Source organism: Limnobacter thiooxidans, from assembly GCF_036323495.1.
Classification (GTDB): Bacteria; Pseudomonadota; Gammaproteobacteria; order Burkholderiales; family Burkholderiaceae_B; genus Limnobacter; species Limnobacter thiooxidans.
On record NZ_AP028947.1, the window covers coordinates 1,648,100 to 1,669,305 of the forward strand.

At 53.2% G+C, this 21,206-nt stretch carries 16 protein-coding genes; 8 read left to right on the forward strand and 8 right to left on the reverse strand.

Annotated elements, in window-relative coordinates:
- The first annotated feature begins 9 nt into the window (after positions 1-9).
- Both RGQ30_RS07570 and RGQ30_RS07575 read left to right on the forward strand, forming a co-directional pair.
- On the forward strand, positions 10-1,440 hold the full coding sequence (locus RGQ30_RS07570; RefSeq protein ID WP_130556497.1) for a DNA recombination protein RmuC: 1,431 nt from the start codon (positions 10-12) through the stop codon (positions 1,438-1,440).
- A complete protein-coding gene (locus RGQ30_RS07575) occupies positions 1,409-2,518 on the forward strand; it encodes an asparaginase domain-containing protein (RefSeq protein ID WP_338284863.1) in 1,110 nt (369 codons plus the stop codon). Before RGQ30_RS07570 ends, RGQ30_RS07575 begins: the two co-directional genes overlap by 32 nt.
- A gap of 53 nt (positions 2,519-2,571) precedes the next feature.
- Here the strand turns inward: RGQ30_RS07575 and RGQ30_RS07580 are convergent, their stop codons facing one another.
- The 8 genes from RGQ30_RS07580 to moaA form a co-directional block, all read right to left on the reverse strand.
- On the reverse strand, positions 2,572-4,680 hold the full coding sequence (locus RGQ30_RS07580) for a TolC family protein (RefSeq protein ID WP_298217278.1): 2,109 nt from the start codon (positions 4,678-4,680) through the stop codon (positions 2,572-2,574).
- Between the two features lie 23 nt (positions 4,681-4,703).
- Entirely contained in the window at positions 4,704-6,173 is a 1,470-nt protein-coding gene (locus RGQ30_RS07585) for an Ig-like domain-containing protein (protein WP_130556494.1), read from the reverse strand.
- A 117-nt stretch (positions 6,174-6,290) separates the two neighbouring features.
- Positions 6,291-7,661: an HlyD family type I secretion periplasmic adaptor subunit gene (locus RGQ30_RS07590; RefSeq protein ID WP_130556493.1), complete on the reverse strand. Its 1,371-nt coding sequence runs from the start codon at positions 7,659-7,661 to the stop codon at positions 6,291-6,293.
- The gene (locus RGQ30_RS07595) at positions 7,658-9,796 is read right to left on the reverse strand and encodes an ATP-binding cassette domain-containing protein (protein WP_130556492.1); all 2,139 of its coding nucleotides are present in this window, start codon (positions 9,794-9,796) and stop codon (positions 7,658-7,660) included. The genes RGQ30_RS07590 and RGQ30_RS07595 overlap by 4 nt, the downstream gene beginning before the upstream one ends.
- Positions 9,797-9,912: 116 nt before the next feature.
- Positions 9,913-11,160: a molybdopterin molybdotransferase MoeA gene (moeA, locus tag RGQ30_RS07600; protein WP_130556491.1), complete on the reverse strand. Its 1,248-nt coding sequence runs from the start codon at positions 11,158-11,160 to the stop codon at positions 9,913-9,915.
- Positions 11,161-11,177: 17 nt separating this feature from the next.
- Entirely contained in the window at positions 11,178-11,771 is a 594-nt protein-coding gene (mobA, locus tag RGQ30_RS07605) for a molybdenum cofactor guanylyltransferase MobA (protein ID WP_130556490.1), read from the reverse strand.
- The gene (locus RGQ30_RS07610; protein ID WP_130556489.1) at positions 11,768-12,637 is read right to left on the reverse strand and encodes a formate dehydrogenase accessory sulfurtransferase FdhD; all 870 of its coding nucleotides are present in this window, start codon (positions 12,635-12,637) and stop codon (positions 11,768-11,770) included. The genes mobA and RGQ30_RS07610 overlap by 4 nt, the downstream gene beginning before the upstream one ends.
- 22 nt (positions 12,638-12,659) lie before the next feature.
- On the reverse strand, positions 12,660-13,778 hold the full coding sequence (gene moaA, locus RGQ30_RS07615) for a GTP 3',8-cyclase MoaA (RefSeq protein WP_130556488.1): 1,119 nt from the start codon (positions 13,776-13,778) through the stop codon (positions 12,660-12,662).
- Between the two features lie 120 nt (positions 13,779-13,898).
- On the opposite strand from moaA, the gene RGQ30_RS07620 reads away from it, so the two are divergent.
- From RGQ30_RS07620 to RGQ30_RS07645, 6 genes are all read left to right on the forward strand, one after another.
- Positions 13,899-14,366, forward strand: a complete 468-nt coding sequence (locus tag RGQ30_RS07620) for a DUF3305 domain-containing protein (protein ID WP_298217274.1) — start codon at positions 13,899-13,901, stop codon at positions 14,364-14,366.
- 32 nt (positions 14,367-14,398) lie between these two features.
- Positions 14,399-15,082, forward strand: a complete 684-nt coding sequence (locus tag RGQ30_RS07625) for a DUF3306 domain-containing protein (protein ID WP_130556486.1) — start codon at positions 14,399-14,401, stop codon at positions 15,080-15,082.
- Between the two features lie 177 nt (positions 15,083-15,259).
- Positions 15,260-17,374, forward strand: coding sequence for a 4Fe-4S binding protein (locus tag RGQ30_RS07630; protein WP_130556485.1), 2,115 nt, complete (start codon positions 15,260-15,262; stop codon positions 17,372-17,374).
- On the forward strand, positions 17,371-17,997 hold the full coding sequence (locus RGQ30_RS07635; protein ID WP_130556484.1) for a TorD/DmsD family molecular chaperone: 627 nt from the start codon (positions 17,371-17,373) through the stop codon (positions 17,995-17,997). The genes RGQ30_RS07630 and RGQ30_RS07635 overlap by 4 nt, the downstream gene beginning before the upstream one ends.
- A 14-nt stretch (positions 17,998-18,011) precedes the next feature.
- Positions 18,012-18,230, forward strand: a complete 219-nt coding sequence (locus tag RGQ30_RS07640) for a twin-arginine translocation signal domain-containing protein (RefSeq protein WP_338284864.1) — start codon at positions 18,012-18,014, stop codon at positions 18,228-18,230.
- Positions 18,231-18,245: 15 nt separating this feature from the next.
- A complete protein-coding gene (locus RGQ30_RS07645; RefSeq protein ID WP_338284865.1) occupies positions 18,246-21,185 on the forward strand; it encodes a molybdopterin-dependent oxidoreductase in 2,940 nt (979 codons plus the stop codon).
- Positions 21,186-21,206: the final 21 nt, after the last annotated feature.

Below are 21,206 nucleotides of genomic sequence, written 5' to 3' on the forward strand. Positions count from 1 at the left end.
CAAGCGGGAATGGAAACTGGACTGATTTGGGCGCTGCCAGCATTGCTGGTTGTGCTGCTTGTTGTTTTCGCAATGCTGTGGGCAATCCACAGAAAACTCGGCCTTTCCAATTCGCAAGAACAAACGCAATTTCAACAACAGGTGCTGAACAGTCTTGAGCAGCTTCTCGCTGCGCAAATGCAGCAGCGTTTTGTTTCCGAAGAATTGGCCAAACAACTGCGCCTGGTTAACCAGGACATCGAAACACGTCAAAGCAAGCAAGCGGAAACCATGCAGCAAACTTTTGCACAGGCCCGCACTGAAAGCCAACAGGCCGCGCATGGCTTGCAGCAAGTCATCGTGGGGCAGTTCACGCAGGGTAACCAGTTGCAATCTGAAAAGCTCAACCAGTTTTCTGAAACCCTGCACCGCACCAACACCCTGATTCAGGATCAACTCACCCAAATTCGCTTGTCGGTTGAACAAAAGCTCAAGGACATTCAAGACGACAACGCCAGCAAGCTTGAATTGATGCGCAAAACCGTGGATGAAAAACTTCACGCCACGCTGGAAACCCGCTTGGGCGAATCGTTCAAGCAAGTCAGTGAACGCCTTGAGCAGGTTTACAAGGGGCTGGGTGAAATGCAAACCCTAGCCACAGGCGTGGGCGATTTGAAACGGGTACTCACAAACGTAAAAACCAGGGGTACCTGGGGTGAAGTGCAGTTGCAAGCCTTGCTTGAGCAAATGCTGACGCCTTCGCAATTTGGCAGAAACATCAAGCCTGTGCCTGGAAGCGGCAACATTGTCGAATTCGCGGTGCGCCTGCCTGGCAAGGAAGAAGACCAACCCGTTTGGTTGCCGATCGATTCGAAGTTTCCCAAAGAACAATACGAGCGCTTGCTCGAATGCTTCGACCGGGCCGATGCCGATGGCGTAGCCGCTGCATCCAAGGCGCTTGACATGGCCATTCGTGCTGAGGCCAAGACCATCGCCGAAAAATACCTTGCACCGCCTTACACCACCGATTTCGGCATCCTGTTTCTACCAACCGAAGGCCTGTACGCCGAGGTGGTCAAACGCCCGGGGCTGGTCGATGATTTGCAGCGTATTCACCGTGTCACAGTGGCCGGCCCCATCACCCTGACCACCTTGCTCAACGCATTCCAGTTGGGTTTTAAAACGCTAGCCCTTGAAAAGCGTTCCAGTGAAGTGTGGACCGTGCTGAGTGCCGTGAAAACCGAGTTTGGCAAGTTTGGTGACATACTGGCCAAAACACGCGATACGCTTGAGAAAGCAGCCAAGAATATTGAAGGTGCTGAAGTTCGTTCACGGGCCATGCACCGCAAGCTCAAGGGTGTTGACGAATTGCCTGAAAAAGACGCAATGAGCCTTCTCGGTTTGAATGACGCCAAGGCGGAGCCATTTGATGATGACGAACAGCAGCCTGCAAATACTTGACCCTCTGCCGCGCCTGGCTTTTGTGTCCACAGGTGGCACCATCGCAGGTACTTTGGTGGAAAACTCGGATCACTGGAAATATCAATCTGCGCAACGCAGTGGCCAAAGCTTGCTCATGGGTGTTCCGGGCTTACTTCGCCGGGCCCAGTGGTTTTTTGAGCAACCGTATAGCATTGGCAGCCAGAATCTTGAGTTAAGCCACATGCTGCAACTGCGGGCACTGATTCTTCATCTGCTTGGATCAACGGATGTGGATGGCATCCTGATTACTCATGGTACCGACACCATGGAGGACATGCTGTATTTCCTCCACCTTACATTGCCTTCAGGCAGCGTGACCAAACCAATATTGTTCACGGCTGCCATGTTGCCTTCCGACCATCCCCAAGCCGATGGGCCCGATAATCTGAATTGCGCAGTAGACCTGCTTTGCCAAACATTGAGCAGTCACAAGTTAAACAATCACAAGGCAGAAAATCCGTTTGGCTTGGTGATGCAAGGTCTTTACACCCCGGCAGCGGCTGTCGAGAAAAGAACAACGTCAGGCCTGGATGCCTTTGATGGTGCTTTTTCTGTCAAGGCGGACATCGATTGGCCTGTTGCTCTTGATCAGCCCGAACTGGTCGCAAGGTTCGGAAAGCAGGGCGATTTCGCAAGTCTGTTCAATGCGGACACGATCTCATTACCCCTGTTCGAAGCTCTGGAAGTGCCCGTCGTGTACTGTGTTCCTGGCAATGGGCCGATTAGGCAGTTGAACGATTTGTTGGGGCGAAAGCCTGCTTCTGTCATCGTTGCTGCACCGGGGCACGGCAACATTCCCGATGCCTGTGTTCCTGTATTGCGTCGCTTGATGCTCAACGGAGTTTCTGTGGTGCGCGCCAGCCGGGTTGCTGAAGGCGGTGTAGAGCAGGGTGGGGAATTTGATGCGCTGGACGAATTCCGTGCAAATGCCATTGCAGGCCAAGCTTCAAAAGGCAGCAAACATGCAGGCGTATTTTCTGAGGCAGGTCAATTGAGCCTGAGCAAGTGTGTGATGCGCGAAAGGCTGCGGGTTTTAGCCCACAGCCTTTCTTGCTGATTTCAATGTTCATTTCCAGCGTCGTTTGATATTCACGCTGCTTGGAATCGATGTTATCGAATCGATGTGCTCAACGCCAAATTTAGATTCTTCTTGCCTTGAGCGCCGGCTGTACTTTCTGGCAGATTTTGTTCCCGAATGATTTGCCACACTCCCTTGCTTTCCTTCCAGGTCAGTATCTTTTTGGACCGTTCCTGGTAGTTCTTGGCGCTGTAGTCTTGAATGAAACTGATTTCATATTCATCGGGTTTGTCGAAACTCGGGATCACTTGCAAATCTGAAATTTCAATGTCGATTTGTTGTGCTCTTGCGATTCGATCACGGCGATTGTTGACCCAGGATTCATAACTGCCTTCTTCGGGCTTGAATGCAGGTGAGTAAAACGCGATGTAGCTGTTCACATCCTTGTTTTCCCATGCCTTGGCCCACGAGTTGGTTTTGTTGATCAGGCTTTTCGATACTTCAGCCGGGTCGCCAAATGATGCAACTTGCTGGCCTGTACCGCCTGCAGCACCGGCAGTGCCAAGTTGTGCCAACTCGATGGGGGGCATGTCAATTGGCGCCAATGTATTGGGTGTTTCGTCGGCGTTGACTGACTTCAAAGCCTCGTCAAACCCAATATTGGGCAATTCGAAGTCTTCAAGGTTGATCAAACTGGCTGGGCAACCTTCCGCTTCTGCACCTGACCGACTTTGCTCTTTGTAAAAAAGAACTTCGCGTTTTGTAGGTTCATCCGCATTGACCAATTCATCGACTGAGAACAGCGTGGTCAATTGCCCTGTTGCCGCAAGAAGCTTCAATTTGGAGATACTAAGATCGGCTTCAATATTGATCAGGGCGCGTTGTGCCTGGAAGTATTCATTTTCAGCGCTGAGCAGGTCGAGCAGACTGCGTCGGCCCACTGCAAATTGTTGCTCATACGCGGCGCGCGCTTTGGAAATAGCTGCAGCCTGTTCACGGAAATAGTTCAGCTTCTTCTGCGAACTGACCACATCGAACAAGGAAGTTTGTGTGGACTGGCGAATGGCCCGACAAACCACCATTTTGTCGTCCATGCTGCGCAAGCGGCGCTTGATGGCCGAATTTCTTGACGCGTTATCGGAACCGCCACGGTACAGGTTGATGGTGGCCAACAAATCGATGGATGAAATTTGACGTTCATCAAATGTGGACAGGTAATTGCTGTACACATCGGTTTTGGCACGCAAATCAATTCGTGGGTGAAAGCCTTCGCTTGCAGCCGTCACTTCCTGTTTTGCACCAATAATCGAGGAATTCGCAGCCTTCAATAACGGATGATTGTTCAATGCAAATACCAGACGTTCCCGGTTCTCCACCTCGAAATTGGCATTCACCACATATTCGCCTGTTTCGTTAACCGGCCACACCGTGTCAGTGATTCGCTGGTAGTTGGCCATGGAAGAAAAAGTGTTGGCTTTTTCGGTGGCCAAGTTGCCCAGTGCCAAGGTGTAACGGCTGCGGGCCTGTTCCAGATCAGACTGACGCGTTACGCCACTTTTTACTTTTTCTTCAATCCGGTTCATCAAGTCCTGGTGGTATTTCAGGTTGTTCTCGGCAAGGCGTGTCAAGGCTTGAAAACGGGATACATCGACATGTGAACTGGATGCTTCAAACGCAACCTGATTGGCTTTGTTCAGGTAGCGGTAATAACTTTGCATGGCACCGGAATAAGCGGCGAGGTAGCGGGCTTGCGATGCAAACCCGTTATAAAGGTTTTGGCGTGCTTCAATGCCGTACGAGTTTGCATTGTAGGTGCGTGTATCAGCATCTTCAATTCTTGTGCGCTCACGACCTGTTGAGCCCCGTGCATCTACAGTGGGCAACAGGGTTCCAAACACCACGTTGGCATCTTCCATTTGCGCTTCAAGCGCGTGAACATCTGCATCCAGGGCTGGACTGTTTTGCAGCCCCTTGATCACACTTTGTTGCAGCGGGTTGACCGCCTGCGCAGGTGCAGGCTGAGAATTTTCAAGGGGCGCAGCGTTCTCAACCGGGGAACTGCTTTGAACCTCCGGTATTTCCTGAGGCAGCCCCAGGTCCTGTTGCGCCCAATTCACTGGGGTATACAGTGAAAACAGGGCAACCAGGATTGCCGATGGCAAAACTTTCAGCGTGGTGTTTGGCGTGTGTTGTGTGTTCATGTTGACTCGTTTAATTAAAAGCATCAGCAAGCTGCGGCAGGCTCTTCAACCGGCGCACAGGCAGCAGATTCGAATTGATTGCCCGCACCGTAACTGGAAGCCCAGGACGATTTGCCTTGAATCAGGTTGTTGATGTGCTCCATTTTGTCGTTAAGGATTTCGTTGACTTTGTCCATTTGCTCGGAGAACAGGGTTTCGTTGTAACTGCTCGATGAATACTCGTAGTCCCTGACATGGTTGCTTCCACCGGTATCGCAATTTTCTTCCACCACGGGGCACGCGTTTTCAGTGATTTCTTCGCATCCACCCGACGGCTGGGGACACTCGGCAGGGGTGACATTCATGTACACATGCGCGGTGTCGTTCATGCAGTTTTCATCACCCATGGTGTAGCTGATCACATCCTCGCCACAGAAGCCTTCGTTCGGCGTGTAGTGCAGTTTTCCATCCTTGATTTCAACTTGTCCGTTTTCTGCGCAGGCCTCGGTGATTTCAAGTTCGCCGCAGCCCAGGTCGTTTTTCAGTACATCAATGACAACCGGGCAACCAGCTGTAGTCGTTGCACAATCATTCACCGCATCAGCTGGTGTGTCGCAATCTTCCTGTTCGTCCACAGGTGGGCACACGGGTGGTGGCGTGCATTCCTCTTCCTCAACGGGCGGGTCGCAGTCTTCCTGCTCGTCCACGGGCGGGCAGACGGGTGGTGTGGGGCATTCCTCTTCCTCAACGGGTGGGTCGCAGTCTTCCTGTTCGTCCACAGGTGGGCACACGGGTGGTGTGGGGCATTCCTCTTCATCAACAGGTGGGTCGCAGTCTTCCTGTTCGTCCACGGGCGGGCACACGGGTGGTGTGGGACATTCCTCTTCCTCAACGGGTGGGTCGCAGTCTTCCTGTTCGTCCACGGGCGGGCACACGGGTGGTGTGGGGCATTCCTCTTCATCAACAGGCGGCTCGCACACTGGTGGGCAAGGCGGGCAGGTTGGACATTCAGGTTCGTTGGGATCAACGGGTGGTTCTTCGTTTTCGTCAACTGGCGGTGGAGGTGGATCTTTGCATTCCACGGCGGCAGGCCCTTCGTTTTCGATCACGCGAACGGTGTCTGTGCCATTCTGGCGAACCACGCTGTCCATGCTGGGCAAGGGGTCTTGACTGACCCGTTCCACCACATAGCCATCGCCGATTTTGGGCAAGTCTTCAGGTACGTCGGTGTCTTGAGCACCCACGGTGATGTACTTCCGGATAACGTCTTTTTCGGGTGGTGTACCTGCCTCGAATGGAACAATTTCACCGGTGTTGGGTTTGATCAGCCATTCGGTCGGGCCTTCAAGCGGGCGAACCATTTCAGGGGCTGTAATTTGACCATCCGTAAATGGGCCCAGCTGAACCACCACTTCGGTTGCGGGCTTTTTCTTCATGGCTGGACGGGGCTTTCTGGCCAGACCAAGGGTACTCGGGTCGCAATTCTGGGTGTTTACGACGGGCTTTTCGCTCATACTAATCCTCGTGGTCGATGTCATTGATAAGTGATCGATCCGCGAGTTTGGTTCCAAATTCACCTGCTTGCCAAACAGGTGGTTCGGTCAGACCGGGCTGGAGGTAACCCTAAGTAGCTATTGTTCCGTGAACGCCTCCACGGAACCACGCAGGATTGGTTTTGTGAGGTAGGAGAGAACCGTGCGCTTTTCAGTCTCAATGCTGACATTGGCGACCATGCCCGGCATCAGGCGAACCTTTTCATGAACTTCCATTCTTGGCACAGTGACTTTCACACTGAAGTAAGGGCGGCCAAATTCATCCACCAGGCTGTCAGCGGAAATGCTTTCTACAGCACCGGTTAGTGCACCGTAAATGGAATAGTCATAGGCAGTAACACGTATGGTTGCCCGCTGTGATGGCCTTATAAACGCGATGTCTTTTGGATTGATCCGAGTTTCAAACACCAGTTTTTCATCGGCTGGCACAATTTCAATGACTTCTTTGCCCGCGGGCACAACGGCGCCGCGTGTGTTGTAGAGGATACGTTGTACAAGTCCATCGACGGGGGTTTTCAAGGTGGCCTGATTCACCCGGTCGCTCAGCTCAATCTGGTTTTGTTCAAGGCTTGCCAGCCTGGCTTTGACCTCGGAAAGCTCCGTGCGTGCTTCATTGATTTGCTTGAACCGGATTTCCGCAATTTTCTGGCGAGCTTCACGAATGGCGGAATGAAGGCGGTTGGTCTGTGCACTGGACCCTTCGTAATCTCCTTTCGCTTTGGCGACATCGCGTTCAAGGCGCATGACTTCAACGGGTGAAACGGCACCGCTTTTCAGCAGTGGCCGCATGCTGGTCAGTTCCTGTTCGGAAATTTCCAGATTGCGCTTGGCTGCGGTGGCGTTGCTTTGCGCTTCCTCAAGTTCGCGTTGGCGTTGGTCAAGCTGCTGCTCATAAATCTGGGTTTGGGCCGACCATTCCTGCAGCTTGCTTTGAAGCAGCCTGGATTCCTGAAAGAAAAGTTCAGGGTGTTGCTTGATGGTTTCATCGGGCAATTTCAACTCGGTATTACTGAGCTGGGCGAGCAATCGTGCTTCACGGAATTGAAAAGAAGCATCGATCGCTTCTTTTTCCCGCAGGCTTGAGGAGAAACGCGTGATGTCAATTTGTACCAGGGTGTCTCCGGCTTTGACCTGTTGACCCTCACGCACCATGACTTCGGTGATCACGCCGCCATCCACCGCCTGAATTACCTGCAAGCGTTGTGAGGGAACAACCCGGGCTTCGCCATGCGCCGCTTGCGGAACTGTGGCAATGGCAGACCAGGCGAGCAGGGCCAGCATGGTGAATGCACACAGATGCACCAGTCTTTTCGTGAGTTGCTGTTGCTCGGCCCACAGCCTGGAGTGGCTTAATGGTGCTTCTTCGGGCATGCCATTGTTGCCTGCATCGGGGCTTGCCTTGCCATTGAACCAGTTAAGCCAACGCTTGAATACAGCTGTCATTCTCATTGAATAGCCCCCGGTTGTTGGTCGCGTTGTTTGGCAAGGGTGTTGGCTTGATGAAGTACCTTGGCCTTTTCTCCTTGCGTATCAATCTGGCTGTTGTTCATCAATATCAATGAGTGGGCGCAGCTCAGCAAATTCAGTTTGTGGGTGGTGAATACAAGGATTTGCCGGGTGCTGAGCTGTTGTAGGTACTGGATCAGGCGCGTTTCCATGTACTGGTCCAGGCACACGGTGGGTTCATCAAGCAGGACAAGCTCGGGTTGCCCCACCAGCGCACGGCACAGTGAAATACTCTGTTTCTGTCCAGAGGACAGGTTGTTGCCCTGATTTTCAATGCGCATGTGGATGCCATCCGGGTGTTGTTCAACCCACTTCTTGAGCCCCAACGCGTCCAGTATTGACCAGCACGCATTGGTGTCAATGTGGGGTCGGTTAAAGCGGATGTTCTCCAGCAGCGTGCCGCGAATCAGGGAGGGGGGCTGCGTGGCATAGCCAATCTTGCTGTTGTATTCACCAGGGTGGTAATGATCGATCGCCAGGTGATTGACAGCAAGGTGCCCCGCATCGCAAGCGAGCTGACGGGCTAGTAATTTCAGAATCGAGGTTTTACCCGACCCTGTTGGGCCGATGATGCCCACACGGTCGCCTGGTTTCAATTCAAGCGTGATGTGCCGAAGGATGAAATGGCCAATTTGTCGTGATTCAGGGCTTTGCCCCGGTTTCACCACGCTGGCAGACTCGATGCCGATGTGTTCAATGCCCTTGAGCGCTGCGCGAGTGGCCTGAGTTTTGGGTTGCTGTCCCAGAAACTGGTCCAGTTCTTCGAAGCTGGCTTGCGCAGAATGGGTTTGAACAAGATGTCCCTGAAGTTTTTGAATGGGTGCAAAACACCGCATGGTGAGCATGGACACTGCAATCAATCCACCCACAGTCAACTGTTTTTCAACAATCAGGTAAACACCAAGCGCAATGGTGAATATCCAGCCGCCCTGTTGCAACAACTGGATCGACTGGTTTACCTTAAACAGTTGGTCCCTGACGGCATTGCCGCCCATGCGGGACTTGAGTTGCAGATTGTTTAGCAGCTTGCTGTGGGCCTGCTGCACACCTTGGGCCTGAATGTTGTCGAGACAGGCCAATGAATCCAGCCATTGGCTTTGTGTTTGCCTGGATTGTTTCATCTGTTCTTGCCCAAGGCAGGACAAGCAACGATGCGAGTGAACAACCAGCAGCAAGGTGAGCAGAATGACACCGCCCGAAACAAGCAGGAACACCGGATGAATCAGCGTGATGACACCCAGAAAAAGCACCAGAAATGGAAGGTCAATCAGGGCCAGCAAGAACACACCGGTGATCAGTTCACGCAATTGCTCGAAAGATCGCAAGTGTTGAAGCAGCACGCTGGGCTCGGTTTTGTGCACGGGCACGTTGAGCAGCGACTGCGACAAATGACTTGTACATCGAGTGTCAATCGAGGTGGCTGCAAATTCCATCAGGCGGTGACGGGCGTGCTTCAGGAAGTGTTCAAAGCCTAGGCAAAGTGCAACACCAGCCAGCAAAGCGGCAAGCGATGCATAAGCCTGGTTAGGGATGATGCGATCGTAAACCTGAAGTGAAAACAGGGGGCCGGCCAGGGCCAGAATGTTGATCAGCAGCGATGCATACACGACGGGCTTGAAGTTGCCATTGTCAAACTGCATGGCTTCCCGCAACCATTTGCTGTCACGTAATTTTCGCCAAAAGTTCAGCAGACTGACAGGTGGCGGTTCGGTAGGTTGTGCAGGTGCAGCTGTTTGTAATCCTTCACCTTCAAGTTGGAGGGCCCAGAGCAATGAGGGCTTCTTGTCTTGACCGCTCAGCAATTCCTGAAGGCTGCCTGTTTGACCGTTGTGGCCCATGGCCAGTGTGTAGGGTCCCAGGTGTTTGACTTCGTCTGCGCCAACCTGCTTGAATATTTGATGGGGAACCCCGCACGCGTCCAGGTAACCTTGAAGCAGGGCCAGTTCGGTGTGTTCATCTGGGGTGAGCAAAGATTCCTGCATTTGCCACTGGCTGGGCAGGAACTCGATGCCAAGTTGTTCCAGCATGTCGCATAGCGCATGTTGAAGCGGCTTGATTGGGCGGGGGTCTTGCAGCATGACGGTGGCCTGAATTCGAGAGCGCCCATGGTAGCGCTTGAACCTACCCCTGAAAATCACTCACTTGGCTCACTCCGCCCAATCGGGGTGTCACTCGATATGCGTAATCACTTCGATTAAACCAAGCCTTCGAAAGGAAGTGCCATGACGGTGTCACCCGCCTTCAAGTCCCCCTGCGCATGTTCCAGGACCAATAGACAATCGGATTCGGACATGCTGCGCAGAATGCCGGAACCTTGTGAGCCCGTGAGGTGGGCAGTGGGCATACCGCCATTGCTTGTGCTGAGCCTGGCGCGTTGGTACTCGGTTCTGCCCGGACGTTTGCGCAGGTCTTGCGCCAGCCTTGCGCTGACCATGGGCACGGGCAGGGAGTTGGCACTGGCCATTTTGAACAGCGCGTCACGGACAAACGCGTAAAAAGTTACCATCACTGCCACGGGGTTGCCTGGCAGACCGAAGAGAAACGCAGAGTTGCCATTCGCAGCGTTGTGAACCTGGCCAAACGCCATGGGGCGACCGGGGCGCATGGCAATTTTCCAGAAATTCACGCTACCCAACTTTTCCATGACATCTTTGGTGAAGTCGGCTTCACCCACGGACACACCGCCTGAAGTCAGGATGACGTCGGCCTGTTCCATGGCCTGCAGCATGGCTTGCTCAAGTGCTTCGGGTGAGTCGTGCACCACACCCATGTCCAGGATTTCGATAAAGCGAAGGCGGGTGAGCATGCCGTACAGTGTGTATCGGTTGCTGTCATACACGCACCCTTCGTCAAGCGCTTGGCCCAGCGAACGAAGTTCGTCACCGGTGGAAAAAAAGGCAACGCGCAACTTGCGGCGCACCACAATTTCAGCCATGCCAAGTGAGGCCAGCAAACCAAGGTCGGCCGGGCGAAGCAATTTGCCAGCGGGCAGGGCGGTTTTGCCAATGGTCAGGTCTTCACCGGCAAGGCGGCGGTTGTCGCCTGGTGACACGGCACCTGGTGGGAAGCTGATGACGTCGCCATTCACCGTGGCATTTTCCTGAATCAACACGGTGTCGCAGCCTGCTGGCATGACCGCACCTGTCATGATTCGCACACATTCACCGGGGGCGCAATGCCCATCAAACAGTTTTCCGGCCAGTGCGGTGCCAACCAACTTGAGTGACGTGATGCTGGCGCATTGAATGGTGCTGCTGTGAAAGGCATAGCCATCCATGGCGGAATTGTCGTGTGCCGGCACATTGATGGGAGACAGGACATCTGCGGCCAATACCTGGTCAAGGGCCTCGCGAATGGCTACAGTTCGGGTACCTGTGATGGGTACAAGCTGTTCAAGAATATTTTGCCGTGCCTGGTCTACAGTTTGAAAATCGGTTTGCATGGGGTGTGGTCCGGTCGTCAGGCTTTCTGTTCAAGCGCTCTGAGTTCTTCAAGTGTATTGACGTTGTGAAAGGCTGCTTCGTCTTCAAAGTCGACAGCAGCATGGGGAATATTCGAATACCAGGCATCAATTTTCCGGCCACCCTTGCGCAGAAATTCTTCCATGCCGGGAAGTACTTCGGATCGCATCATGCAAAACACGGGCTGGTGACGCCCACCTGTGGCGGCGACTGTCAGCATCAGGGTGGGGTCTTTCAGAAAAGGCTCGCTCAATCTGGCAACCAGGTCAAGAGGAAACAGCGGCACATCACAAGGTACTGTGACCAGAAATGGCACTGTGGCCTCGTTCAAGGCGGCTTGCATACCCGCCAGGGGGCCTGCGAAGTCGGCTTGCTGGTCGCAGATCACGGGAATGCCGAAGCCTTCATAAACGCCGATGTTGCGATTGGCATTGATCATGGTGCTGCCCACCTGGGATGAAAGGCGCATCAGGGCGTGCAAAGCCAAGGGGGCTTGCTTGAAGTTGCGCAAGCCCTTGTCAATGCCGCCCATGCGGCTGCCCATGCCACCGGCCAAAATTACGGCGGTGATGTCATCAAGAGAAATGCTCATGCGTATTGTGCGTCATTCAAGGTGTTGAATCGGTGGGCGCCGGTGTACAGCAAGTAGTGTTTGCCCTGGCAGCGGCCCAACATGGTGATGTTCAGTTTTTGGGCAATCTCATGGCCCATTTGTGTCAGGCCCGATCGGGAAACCAGCACGGGAATGCCCATCTGTGCGCATTTGATGACCATTTCAGAGGTCAATCGCCCAGTGGTGTAAAAAATTTTGTCGTCGCCTGACATGCCGTGCAGCCACATCTGTCCTGCGATGGCATCCACCGCGTTGTGGCGGCCCACATCTTCGACAAACAGCAAGATTTCCCCGCGGTTTGCTCCGCTGTTGGAACAGAGCGCACAACCGTGTACGGCCCCGGCCTGCTTGTAGATGGACTCGTGTTTTCGTACCTGGTCCATCACGCTGTACAACACCTCCTGTGACAGGTTGTAGGCGTTGCTCAGTTGAACCTTGTCGAGGTCTTCCATGAGGTCGCCAAACACAGTACCTTGGCCACAACCCGAGGTTGTGGTTTTTTTCTCCAGTTTCTGTGCTTTTTCTGTGGTTTCCCAAATACTTGAGCCAGTTTCTTGAAGTGTTGTTGATGTCACTGCAACGCTTTCTGTTTCCCAGTCCACATGAATTGCAGCAATTTCTGAGGGATCGTTGACAAGCCGTTGATTTCTAAGCCAGCCCAATGCCAGTGCTTCAGGCTGTGCCCCAAGAGTCATCAAGGTAAGCAACTCTTTTTTATCGAAATAGAGGGTTAAAGGGTGCTCGCCTGAAATTTGCACCGACACCTGTTCACCATGCTCGTTGGTGGCCGTAATTTCCACAGTACTTGGAATGCTGGCGTTGGTGATTTGAATTGAAGTGGGCATTGCTTGTTCCATTGTGGGTTCATTAGCCGCCGATGTACGACATTTCAATTCTGTCTTTGGGTTGTGCGGTGTGCTCTGTACGAATTTCGCTGTATCGATCTGCCCGAATTGCCCAAAGATTGCGTATTGCATCTTGCAGGCCTTTTTCAATTCCCTGTACGGGGTCACCGGAACGAATCAACGGTTTGAGGTCGTGCCCTTTGCTGGCAAAAAGGCAGGTGTAAAGCTTGCCTTCGGTGGACAAACGGATGCGAGTGCAGTCTTTGCAAAAAGCCTGGGTCACCGAGGAAATCACGCCAATTTCACCGCTGCCGTCGCTGTATTTCCAGCGTTCAGCAACTTCGCCGGTGTAATTCGCATCCAGCATCTGCAGTTGCGAGAGGCCTTGGGAAATCATGTTCACGATGCGGGCCGAGGGCACGACTTCATCCATTTTCCAGCCGTTGCTGCTGCCCACATCCATGTATTCAATGAAACGCAGAATATGCGGCGTGCCCTTGAAATGCCGAGCCATTGGCAACACCTGGTCATCATTCATGCCGCCCTTGACGACCATGTTGACCTTGATTGGGCCAAGCCCCGCTTCATGAGCGGCTTGGATGCCATCAAGCACCTGATTGACGGAAAACTCCACATCATTCATGCGCTTGAACACCACGTCGTCAATTGCATCGAGACTGACTGTGACCCGGCTCAAGCCAGCGTCTTTCAGGGTTTTCGCTTTTTTGGGAAGCAGGGTGCCATTGGTTGTCAGGGTGATTTCCACTGCCTTGCCACTGGGCGTGCGCAAGCGGGCCAGTTGTTCGATCAGGATTTCAATGTTTTTCCGAAGCAACGGTTCGCCACCTGTGAGGCGGATTTTTTCAACGCCCAAGGCTACAAATTGTTTGGCCACCAATTCAATTTCTTCAAAACTGAGCAGGTCTTTGTGCGGCAGAAAAGCATAGTCCTTGTCGAATATCGACTTCGGCATGCAGTACACACAACGGAAGTTGCAGCGGTCCGTGACAGAAATCCGCAAGTCGTGAAGCCTGCGATTGAAATGATCTTTTGCGGGTACTTCACTGCTGAGCGGCGCGCTGAAATTCAAGGGAATTACGCGCGAATTGTCCTGGACCAGTTGAATAACTCGGTCTGTCATTGTTCAATCCCTCGCCCCATGGGGGCAAACTCCTATTGTGATACTTGTGCTGTATCTTCTAATCTGATGACCTGAATTGTGCCCTCACTGGCGGGGGCAGGCAACTCGCAGAGGTGTTTTTTGAGTGCAAATTTTTTGGTGTTGGGCGAAGCAGCCTTCAATGTACGAATTGGCAAAGTGGAGCAGAACTCCCGTTGGCAGCCATTTCGCTGGCAAGTGTTGGAGCTGGGTCCGGCTGATGCGCCGATCTCGCATGGCCCCGATGAGCAGGTTCAATTGGTTAAAGCCCAGGTCTACCATGACGAATTGCAGGGTTACTTTCTGAATCTGGACACTGACACGCCCTACCTGTTCATGTGTGTACGTTATCCCGATGAGAACAAGTCTTTGAGGCCCACGGTGTTTGAAGTGACCTTCAGTTACGACGAAGCAGCCCGGTGGATGGATTCCAATGAAGAAGTTCAAACCTTGCCTTTGCCCAGCCCGGTTGCAAGCTGGCTGGCTGAGCTGGTGCAAGCAAAGTATCAACCGGAGCCGAAGCAACGGCGGCGTCCCCAGTCATTTCTGAAGCCGGAACATCGGGGTTGATTCAATGATTTGCAGCAAGGGGCGAGATACACATGAGTGACAATTTTTTAAGTCGATGGTCACGGCGCAAGATAGAGGTTCGCGCGCAAGAGAAAGAGGGCTTGCCTGTTGCAGAGGTGGCAGAGCCTTCGCTGGCGCAGTTACCTGCACAGCAGCCTGCGGATAACTTCGTGAATAGTCCTTCAGCGCTTGCTGCACCCGTTGATTCGGCAGCGCCCGAATTGCCGCTACCGACTGAGCTGGATTTAGCGGCCGTGGAGCAGGGCGGTGACATCAAGGCATTCCTTGTTGACAAGGTGGCGCCAGAACTGAAGAACAAGGCATTCAAGGCCTTGTTTTCGCGACCAGAATTCAACCTGATGGACGGCCTTGACATCTACATCGATGACTACAACAAGTTCACACCCTTGAGTCAGGAAGACATCGGGAAAATGTCGTTGTCCAAGCAGTTGTTGAGTCGACCTGATCTTGAGGTCATCAAACCGGATATATCGATGGATCTACCACCTGGTGTGGGCGACGAAACTCAGGATCTTTTGGATGTCCAAATGGAAAGCCATGATCCGGATGAGCCGTCTGAAAACCTGAATTCTGCGCATCCGGATTCAGAAAACCATGAAATCATCAGGGTTATCCCTGATGCGATGCAAGGCATTGATTCTAAAAATATTGATGCAAATCGATCGTTTGAAAAGCCAGGCGATATTTCAGCCTGACTGGTACTTTTTGTCCTACCCCTCCCACAGTTTGATACAGACAAAATGAACCACCCGGTGTGGGCGGTTCAAATGCTGTTTTTCTAGTGCATTGATTACACGAGAAAAAAATTCAAACCGCCTTCTGGCACAAGTTTTGCAAATAATTGCCAAATAACCAAAACAGAAGTTTCAAGAATGACCAACTCGGATGTGTTTGTGTGTGGTTGCCAGGGCAGCGGCGAGACAGTCGACAAAGCGTTGCAAAACGTGAATGTTGAAGGTATTCGCTTTGTGTCCGCGCAACGCGCTTGTCGCGACGGCATTACCCAATTGATTGACGCCAAAAACAGAACCGGTGGTGCCCGATGTTTCGTAGGGTGTACACAGGAGCAGGCTGTTTTTGAATCGGTGTCCGACAGTGCAGCCGTGCAAAACCTGGAGTTCGTGAACCTGAGGGGATTGCTCCGTGGGCAGCCTGCAGCGCAAACTTCACCAGAGGCAGCCGCAGCCGTGGCTGCATTGGCCGCTTACGAATCCGACTTTCGCGTTGAGCCAGTGCCTGCTGTACTGTTCACATCCAAAGGCCGTGTGGCCATGGTCGCGAACAACGACAAGCAGTTGCAACATGCCCAGACCCTTGCCAACAACCTCACTGTGGATTTGCTGGTCAAAGACCCATCGGCGATTGTGTTGCCAGCCAAACGCAATCTGAATGTTGTTGCTTTGTCAGTGGACAAGGCAAGCGGTTACCTGGGTGCATTCACCTTGACAACCCGCAAAAGCAACCCGGTTGACATGGAGTTATGTACACGTTGTGGTGCTTGCGTGGATGCCTGCCCAACCCAATCCATTTCCAAAGATTCTTTCACGATTGACCTGAACAGCTGCGACAAAACCGGTGCCTGTATCAAGGCCTGCGGTGATTTCAAGGCCATCTCATTTTCAGACCTGACCTCATCGGAAGACCGACAGTACGACATGGTCATCGATTGCACCATGCCGGGTCTGTTTGCTGATCGCCAGGCGCCATTGGGCTACTGGCACGTGGGTGACAGCGAGCAGTTGCTGCTGGAAGCCATGCTGGATGTTGTTCAAACCGTGGGTGAATTCGAGAAGCCCAAGTTTTTTGAATACAAGTCCAGCATCTGTGCGCACAGCCGTTCAAACAAGACCGGTTGCAACAGCTGTATCGATGCCTGCAGCACGAAGGCAATCAAGTCAGCGGGTGAAAAAATTGAAGTCAATCCGCACCTCTGTCTGGGTTGCGGTGCCTGCACCACAGTGTGTCCAACTGGCGCCATTCAGTTCGCATTAAGTCCAGCTGCAATTCAGGGACGTTCAATCAAATCAGCCATCAAGGCTTTCCGAACCAATGGTGGAAAGAAGCTTGAATTGGTTTTTCATGGCCCGGACCTGGACCACAACTGGCTGGAAGCTGCGAAACGCACAAGCAGACCCGCTTCCCCGAAATCGCCAGTTTCCGATTTCAGTCTGTTGCCAATTGAATTGAACCACAGTGCGAGCATTGGCCCGGATTTGTGGCTTTCAGCACTGGCTTTTGGTGCCGACCGAATTACTGTGCTGCAAACCGCGGTGGAATCAAGCCACTACGGAGAACCCTTGGGCGCGCAGGCAGGTTGGGTGAATGAATTGCTTGAAGCCATGGGTATGCAGCCGCGTGTTCGGGTGTTGAACATGGGCGAAACATCGCAATTGTTCGAGCCTGTCAGTTTGCCTGCTTTGGGTGTAACACCTGCCAGTTTTGAGTTGTCTACCAACAAGCGAACCCGCATGGAATTTGCGGTTGACCATTTGGCTGAGCATGCTCAAACCCACGCGAAACTGAGTTTCGCTGAGCCGATTGCGCTTTCAGCCGCCGCACCTTTTGGCGCTGTGGTGGTGAACAAGGACAAATGCACCCTGTGCATGAGTTGCACCAGTGCATGCCCCGCGTCGGCCTTGATCGACAATCCGGAAAAGCCTCAGCTTCGATTCATCGAACGCAACTGCGTTCAGTGTGGTTTGTGCGTTGAAACCTGCCCGGAAAACGCCATGCAGCTGGTACCCCAGTTGTTGCTGGGTGCGGCCGCCCGTGAAAAGCGTGTGCTGAACGAATCGCAGCCATTCCACTGCATCAGCTGTGGCAAGGCTTTCGGTACCAAGCACATGATTGACAACATGTTTGCCAAGTTGAGCCAGCACAGCATGTTTGAACGCAATGCCAACCGTTTGAAGATGTGCGCCGATTGCCGCGTGACCGACATGTACAGCGCCAAGGATGAAATGACAATTTTCGAGGTGAAGAAATGACCTTGCAAGCGCAACACGATGAGCAGTTGCTGGCCGGTGAAGACTGGGCGCGTGCCGATTTTTACGGTCTGCTGTCCCAATTGTTTTCAGGCAACGTCACCGATGAATTTCTGGCCCGGTTTCGCGAGATTGACCGTGCATCGCTGGACATCACGACTCCGCTTGGCTTTGAGTTTTCGGAACTGCTTCGAGTGGTCAGCCAGTTTGACAGTAAAAAGGTCAACCAGGAATTTGTCGACAACTTCATCGGCGTAGGCCGCCCTGAAGTGATGCTCTACGGTTCGTATTTCCTGTCGGGTTTCTTGAACGAGAAGCCTTTGGTGGGCTTACGCGATGACTTGGCCAGGCTCGGGTTGACTCGGGACGAAGCGTTGGTCGAGACCGAAGACCACATCGCCTTTTTGTGCGAGGTCATGCGCTACTTAATTTTGGCGGATGACCCTCCTGTGCCGTTTGCAGAGCAGCGTGCCTTTTTTCAGTCCCATGTGGCGATTTGGTACGACCGCATGTGTGATGACATTGAGGCAGCAGCCAATACCGATTTTTACAAAGCAGTGGGTCGTCTGGCCCGCGTGTTTTTTGATGTTGAAACACAGTCTTTCGATTTTGAAAGTGCCGTTTGATTGGAGATGATGAGATGACCAAGAAAATGATAAGTCAAGACCAGCCAAAGCTAGCAAGACGCCAGTTTCTGGTGGGTGCTGGTGCAGGGGTTGCCGCCGCCGGCGCTGCATTGATAGTCAGCACACAACCAGAAGTGTTGCAGCAAGCTGCCGCTGATGGCGCAGAACAACAATCGAAAGGCTATCAGCTCTCTGAGCATGTAAAAACCTACTACAGAACCTTGCTGGTGTAATTCAGGGAGACAGGAATGTTAAAGAAGAGAGAAGACACAACAGTGGGCAAGGCGATTCCAAACCACAATCACAGCCTGCTCAATAAAATCGGTTCACGCTTGGGTGCCACCATGGACCGCCGCGCGTTCCTGAAGCGTTCAGGCATTGGCGTGGGTGCGGGTGCTGTTGCAGGCAGCTTGCCTTTTGGCATGGTCCGCAAGGCCGAGGCCAAGGCTGAAGGTGGTACTGCAGGCGGGAAAATCGAGATCAAGCGTACAATTTGCTCCCATTGCTCAGTAGGCTGTGCCACAGACGCAGTGGTTCAGAATGGCGTTTGGGTTCGTCAGAACCCTGTATTCGACAGCCCGATCAACCTGGGTGCACATTGTGCCAAGGGCGCAGCGTTGCGCGAACATGGTCATGGCGAACACCGCCTGAAGTACCCCATGAAGCTGGTTGACGGCAAGTACCAGAAAATTACCTGGGACGAAGCTCTGGACGGCATCACCAAGAAGATGTTGGCACTGCGTGAAGAGAACGGCCCTGATTCGCTGTTCTTCATTGGTTCCTCCAAGCACAGCAACGAGCAGGCTTACCTGCTGCGCAAATGGGTCTCCCTGTGGGGCACCAACAACTGCGACCACCAGGCGCGTATTTGCCACTCCACCACGGTAGCTGGTGTAGCCAATACCTGGGGTTATGGTGCAATGACCAACTCCTACAACGACATGCAGAACACCAAGTGTGCGTTGTACATCGGCTCCAACGCTGCTGAGGCTCACCCTGTATCCATGCTGCACATGTTGCATGCCAAAGAGACAGGCGCAAAAATGATTGTTGTGGATCCACGTTTTACACGCACGGCAGCCCGTGCTGATGAATACGTGCGTATTCGGTCCGGCAGTGACATTCCATTCCTGTTCGGCATGCTGTACCACATTTTCAAAAATGGCTGGGAAGACAAGAAGTACATCAATGACCGTGTATATGGCATGGACCAGATCAAGGCCGAGGTGATGGCCAACTGGACGCCCGACAAGGTCGAAGAGGCTTGTGGCGTGGGCGAAGCTCAGTTGTACAAGGTCACCGAAATGATGGCCAAATCCAAGCCATCGACCATCGTGTGGTGTATGGGTCAAACCCAGCACACCATCGGTAACGCCATTGTTCGTGCCTCCTGCATCTTGCAACTGGCCTTGGGCAACGTCGGTATTTCCGGTGGTGGTACCAACATTTTCCGCGGTCACTGTAACGTTCAAGGCGCCACAGACGTGGGCCCGAACCCGGATTCACTGCCTGGCTACTATGGCGTGGCAGAGGGTTCCTGGAAGCACTGGTGCCGTGTGTGGGGACTGGACTACGAATACGTCAAGAGCCGCTATGCTGAAGGCATGAGCACCAAGGGCGGTATGACAGTCTCGCGCTGGGTAGACGGTGTGCTTGAGAACCCGGAACTGATCGATCAGAAAGCAGGCAACCTGCGTGGCTTGTTCTTCTGGGGGCATGCCCCGAACTCGCAAACCCGTGGTCTGGACATGAAAAAAGCCATGGACAAGCTGGATTTGCTGGTTGTGGTCGATCCTTACCCAACCGCAGCAGCAGCCATGGCCGCGATGCCAGGCGACCCTGCAGGTTTGAACCCGAATCGTGAAGTGTACCTGTTGCCATCGACAACACAGTTCGAGTCATCAGGTTCAATCACTGCGTCAAACCGCTCCATCCAGTGGCGCGAACAGGTCATTGAGCCCTTGTATGACAGCCGCAATGACCACATGATCATGTATCAACTGGCCGAGAAGCTGGGCTATGCAGCCGAGCTGACCAAGAACCTGACCATGGTCAAGGGCAAGGGCGGCATGATGCAACCCGAGATCGAGTCCATTCTGCGTGAAATCAACAAAGGCACCTGGACAATCGGTTACACCGGCCAAAGCCCGGAACGCTTGAAGCTGCACATGAAAAACATGCACACCTTCAACGTTCGCACCTTGAAAGCAGAAGGCGGACCTTGCGATGGTGAGTATTTCGGTTTGCCATGGCCATGCTACGGCACTCCCGAAATGAAGCATCCTGGCTCGCCAAACCTGTACCAGACCGACAAACACGTGATGGACGGTGGCGGGAACTTCCGCGCCAACTTCGGTGTGGAAAAAGACGGTGTCAGCCTGTTGGCTGAAGACGGATCACACTCACTGGGTGCTGAAATTACAACCGGCTACCCCGAGTTCACAGCCGACATGCTCAAGCAGCTGGGCTGGTGGGACGATTTGACCGAAGCCGAGAAAACCGAAGCCGAAGGCAAGAACTGGAAAACCGACCTGTCAGGTGGTATCCAGCGCGTCGTCATGAAGCACGGTTGCCATCCGTTCGGCAACGCCAAGGCCCGTGCCGTGGTTTGGAACTTCCCTGATCCAATACCCAAGCACCGCGAACCGCTGTACTCGACCAAGCCCGATTTGGTGGCCAAATACCCAACGCATGACGACAAGGCTGCTTTCTGGCGCCTGCCAACCCTGTACAAATCAGTTCAGGAAAAGAATGCCGACATTGGCAAATCCTTCCCCTTGATCATGACGTCAGGTCGTTTGGTGGAATACGAAGGTGGTGGTGAAGAAACACGTTCAAATCCGTGGCTTGCCGAGCTTCAACAAACCATGTTTGTTGAACTGAGCCCACGGGCTGCGAATGACCGTGGAATCAAACACGGTGACCAGGTGCGTGTGACCACGCCAACAGGCGCAAAAATCGAGGTACAAGCCTTGGTGACCCGCCGCGTCGGTGACGACACCGTGTTCTTGCCTTTCCACTTCTCGGGACACTGGGAAGGAAAGGACATGATCAGCAGCTACCCCGAAGGCTCCGCACCGATTGTGCGTGGCGAATCGGTCAACACCGCAACCACCTATGGTTACGACGTGGTGACGATGATGCAGGAAACAAAAACAACCGTGTGCCAAATCGAGAAGTTGGCATAAGCACTTGATGCAAAGGAGATA

Bases quoted from the DNA above. Each gene is read 5' to 3' on its own strand.
- mobA (WP_130556490.1), bottom strand. From the start codon at position 11,771: ATGAGCATTTCTCTTGATGACATCACCGCCGTAATTTTGGCCGGTGGC.
- RGQ30_RS07630 (WP_130556485.1), top strand. From the start codon at position 15,260: ATGACCAACTCGGATGTGTTTGTGTGTGGTTGCCAGGGCAGCGGCGAG.
- RGQ30_RS07640 (WP_338284864.1), top strand. From the start codon at position 18,012: ATGACCAAGAAAATGATAAGTCAAGACCAGCCAAAGCTAGCAAGACGC.
- RGQ30_RS07625 (WP_130556486.1), top strand. From the start codon at position 14,399: ATGAGTGACAATTTTTTAAGTCGATGGTCACGGCGCAAGATAGAGGTT.
- RGQ30_RS07590 (WP_130556493.1), bottom strand. From the start codon at position 7,661: ATGAGAATGACAGCTGTATTCAAGCGTTGGCTTAACTGGTTCAATGGC.
- RGQ30_RS07585 (WP_130556494.1), bottom strand. From the start codon at position 6,173: ATGAGCGAAAAGCCCGTCGTAAACACCCAGAATTGCGACCCGAGTACC.
- RGQ30_RS07575 (WP_338284863.1), top strand. From the start codon at position 1,409: ATGATGACGAACAGCAGCCTGCAAATACTTGACCCTCTGCCGCGCCTG.
- moeA (WP_130556491.1), bottom strand. From the start codon at position 11,160: ATGCAAACCGATTTTCAAACTGTAGACCAGGCACGGCAAAATATTCTT.
- RGQ30_RS07595 (WP_130556492.1), bottom strand. From the start codon at position 9,796: ATGCTGCAAGACCCCCGCCCAATCAAGCCGCTTCAACATGCGCTATGC.
- RGQ30_RS07580 (WP_298217278.1), bottom strand. From the start codon at position 4,680: ATGAACACACAACACACGCCAAACACCACGCTGAAAGTTTTGCCATCG.
- RGQ30_RS07570 (WP_130556497.1), top strand. From the start codon at position 10: ATGGAAACTGGACTGATTTGGGCGCTGCCAGCATTGCTGGTTGTGCTG.
- RGQ30_RS07645 (WP_338284865.1), top strand. From the start codon at position 18,246: ATGTTAAAGAAGAGAGAAGACACAACAGTGGGCAAGGCGATTCCAAAC.
- RGQ30_RS07610 (WP_130556489.1), bottom strand. From the start codon at position 12,637: ATGCCCACTTCAATTCAAATCACCAACGCCAGCATTCCAAGTACTGTG.
- RGQ30_RS07635 (WP_130556484.1), top strand. From the start codon at position 17,371: ATGACCTTGCAAGCGCAACACGATGAGCAGTTGCTGGCCGGTGAAGAC.
- moaA (WP_130556488.1), bottom strand. From the start codon at position 13,778: ATGACAGACCGAGTTATTCAACTGGTCCAGGACAATTCGCGCGTAATT.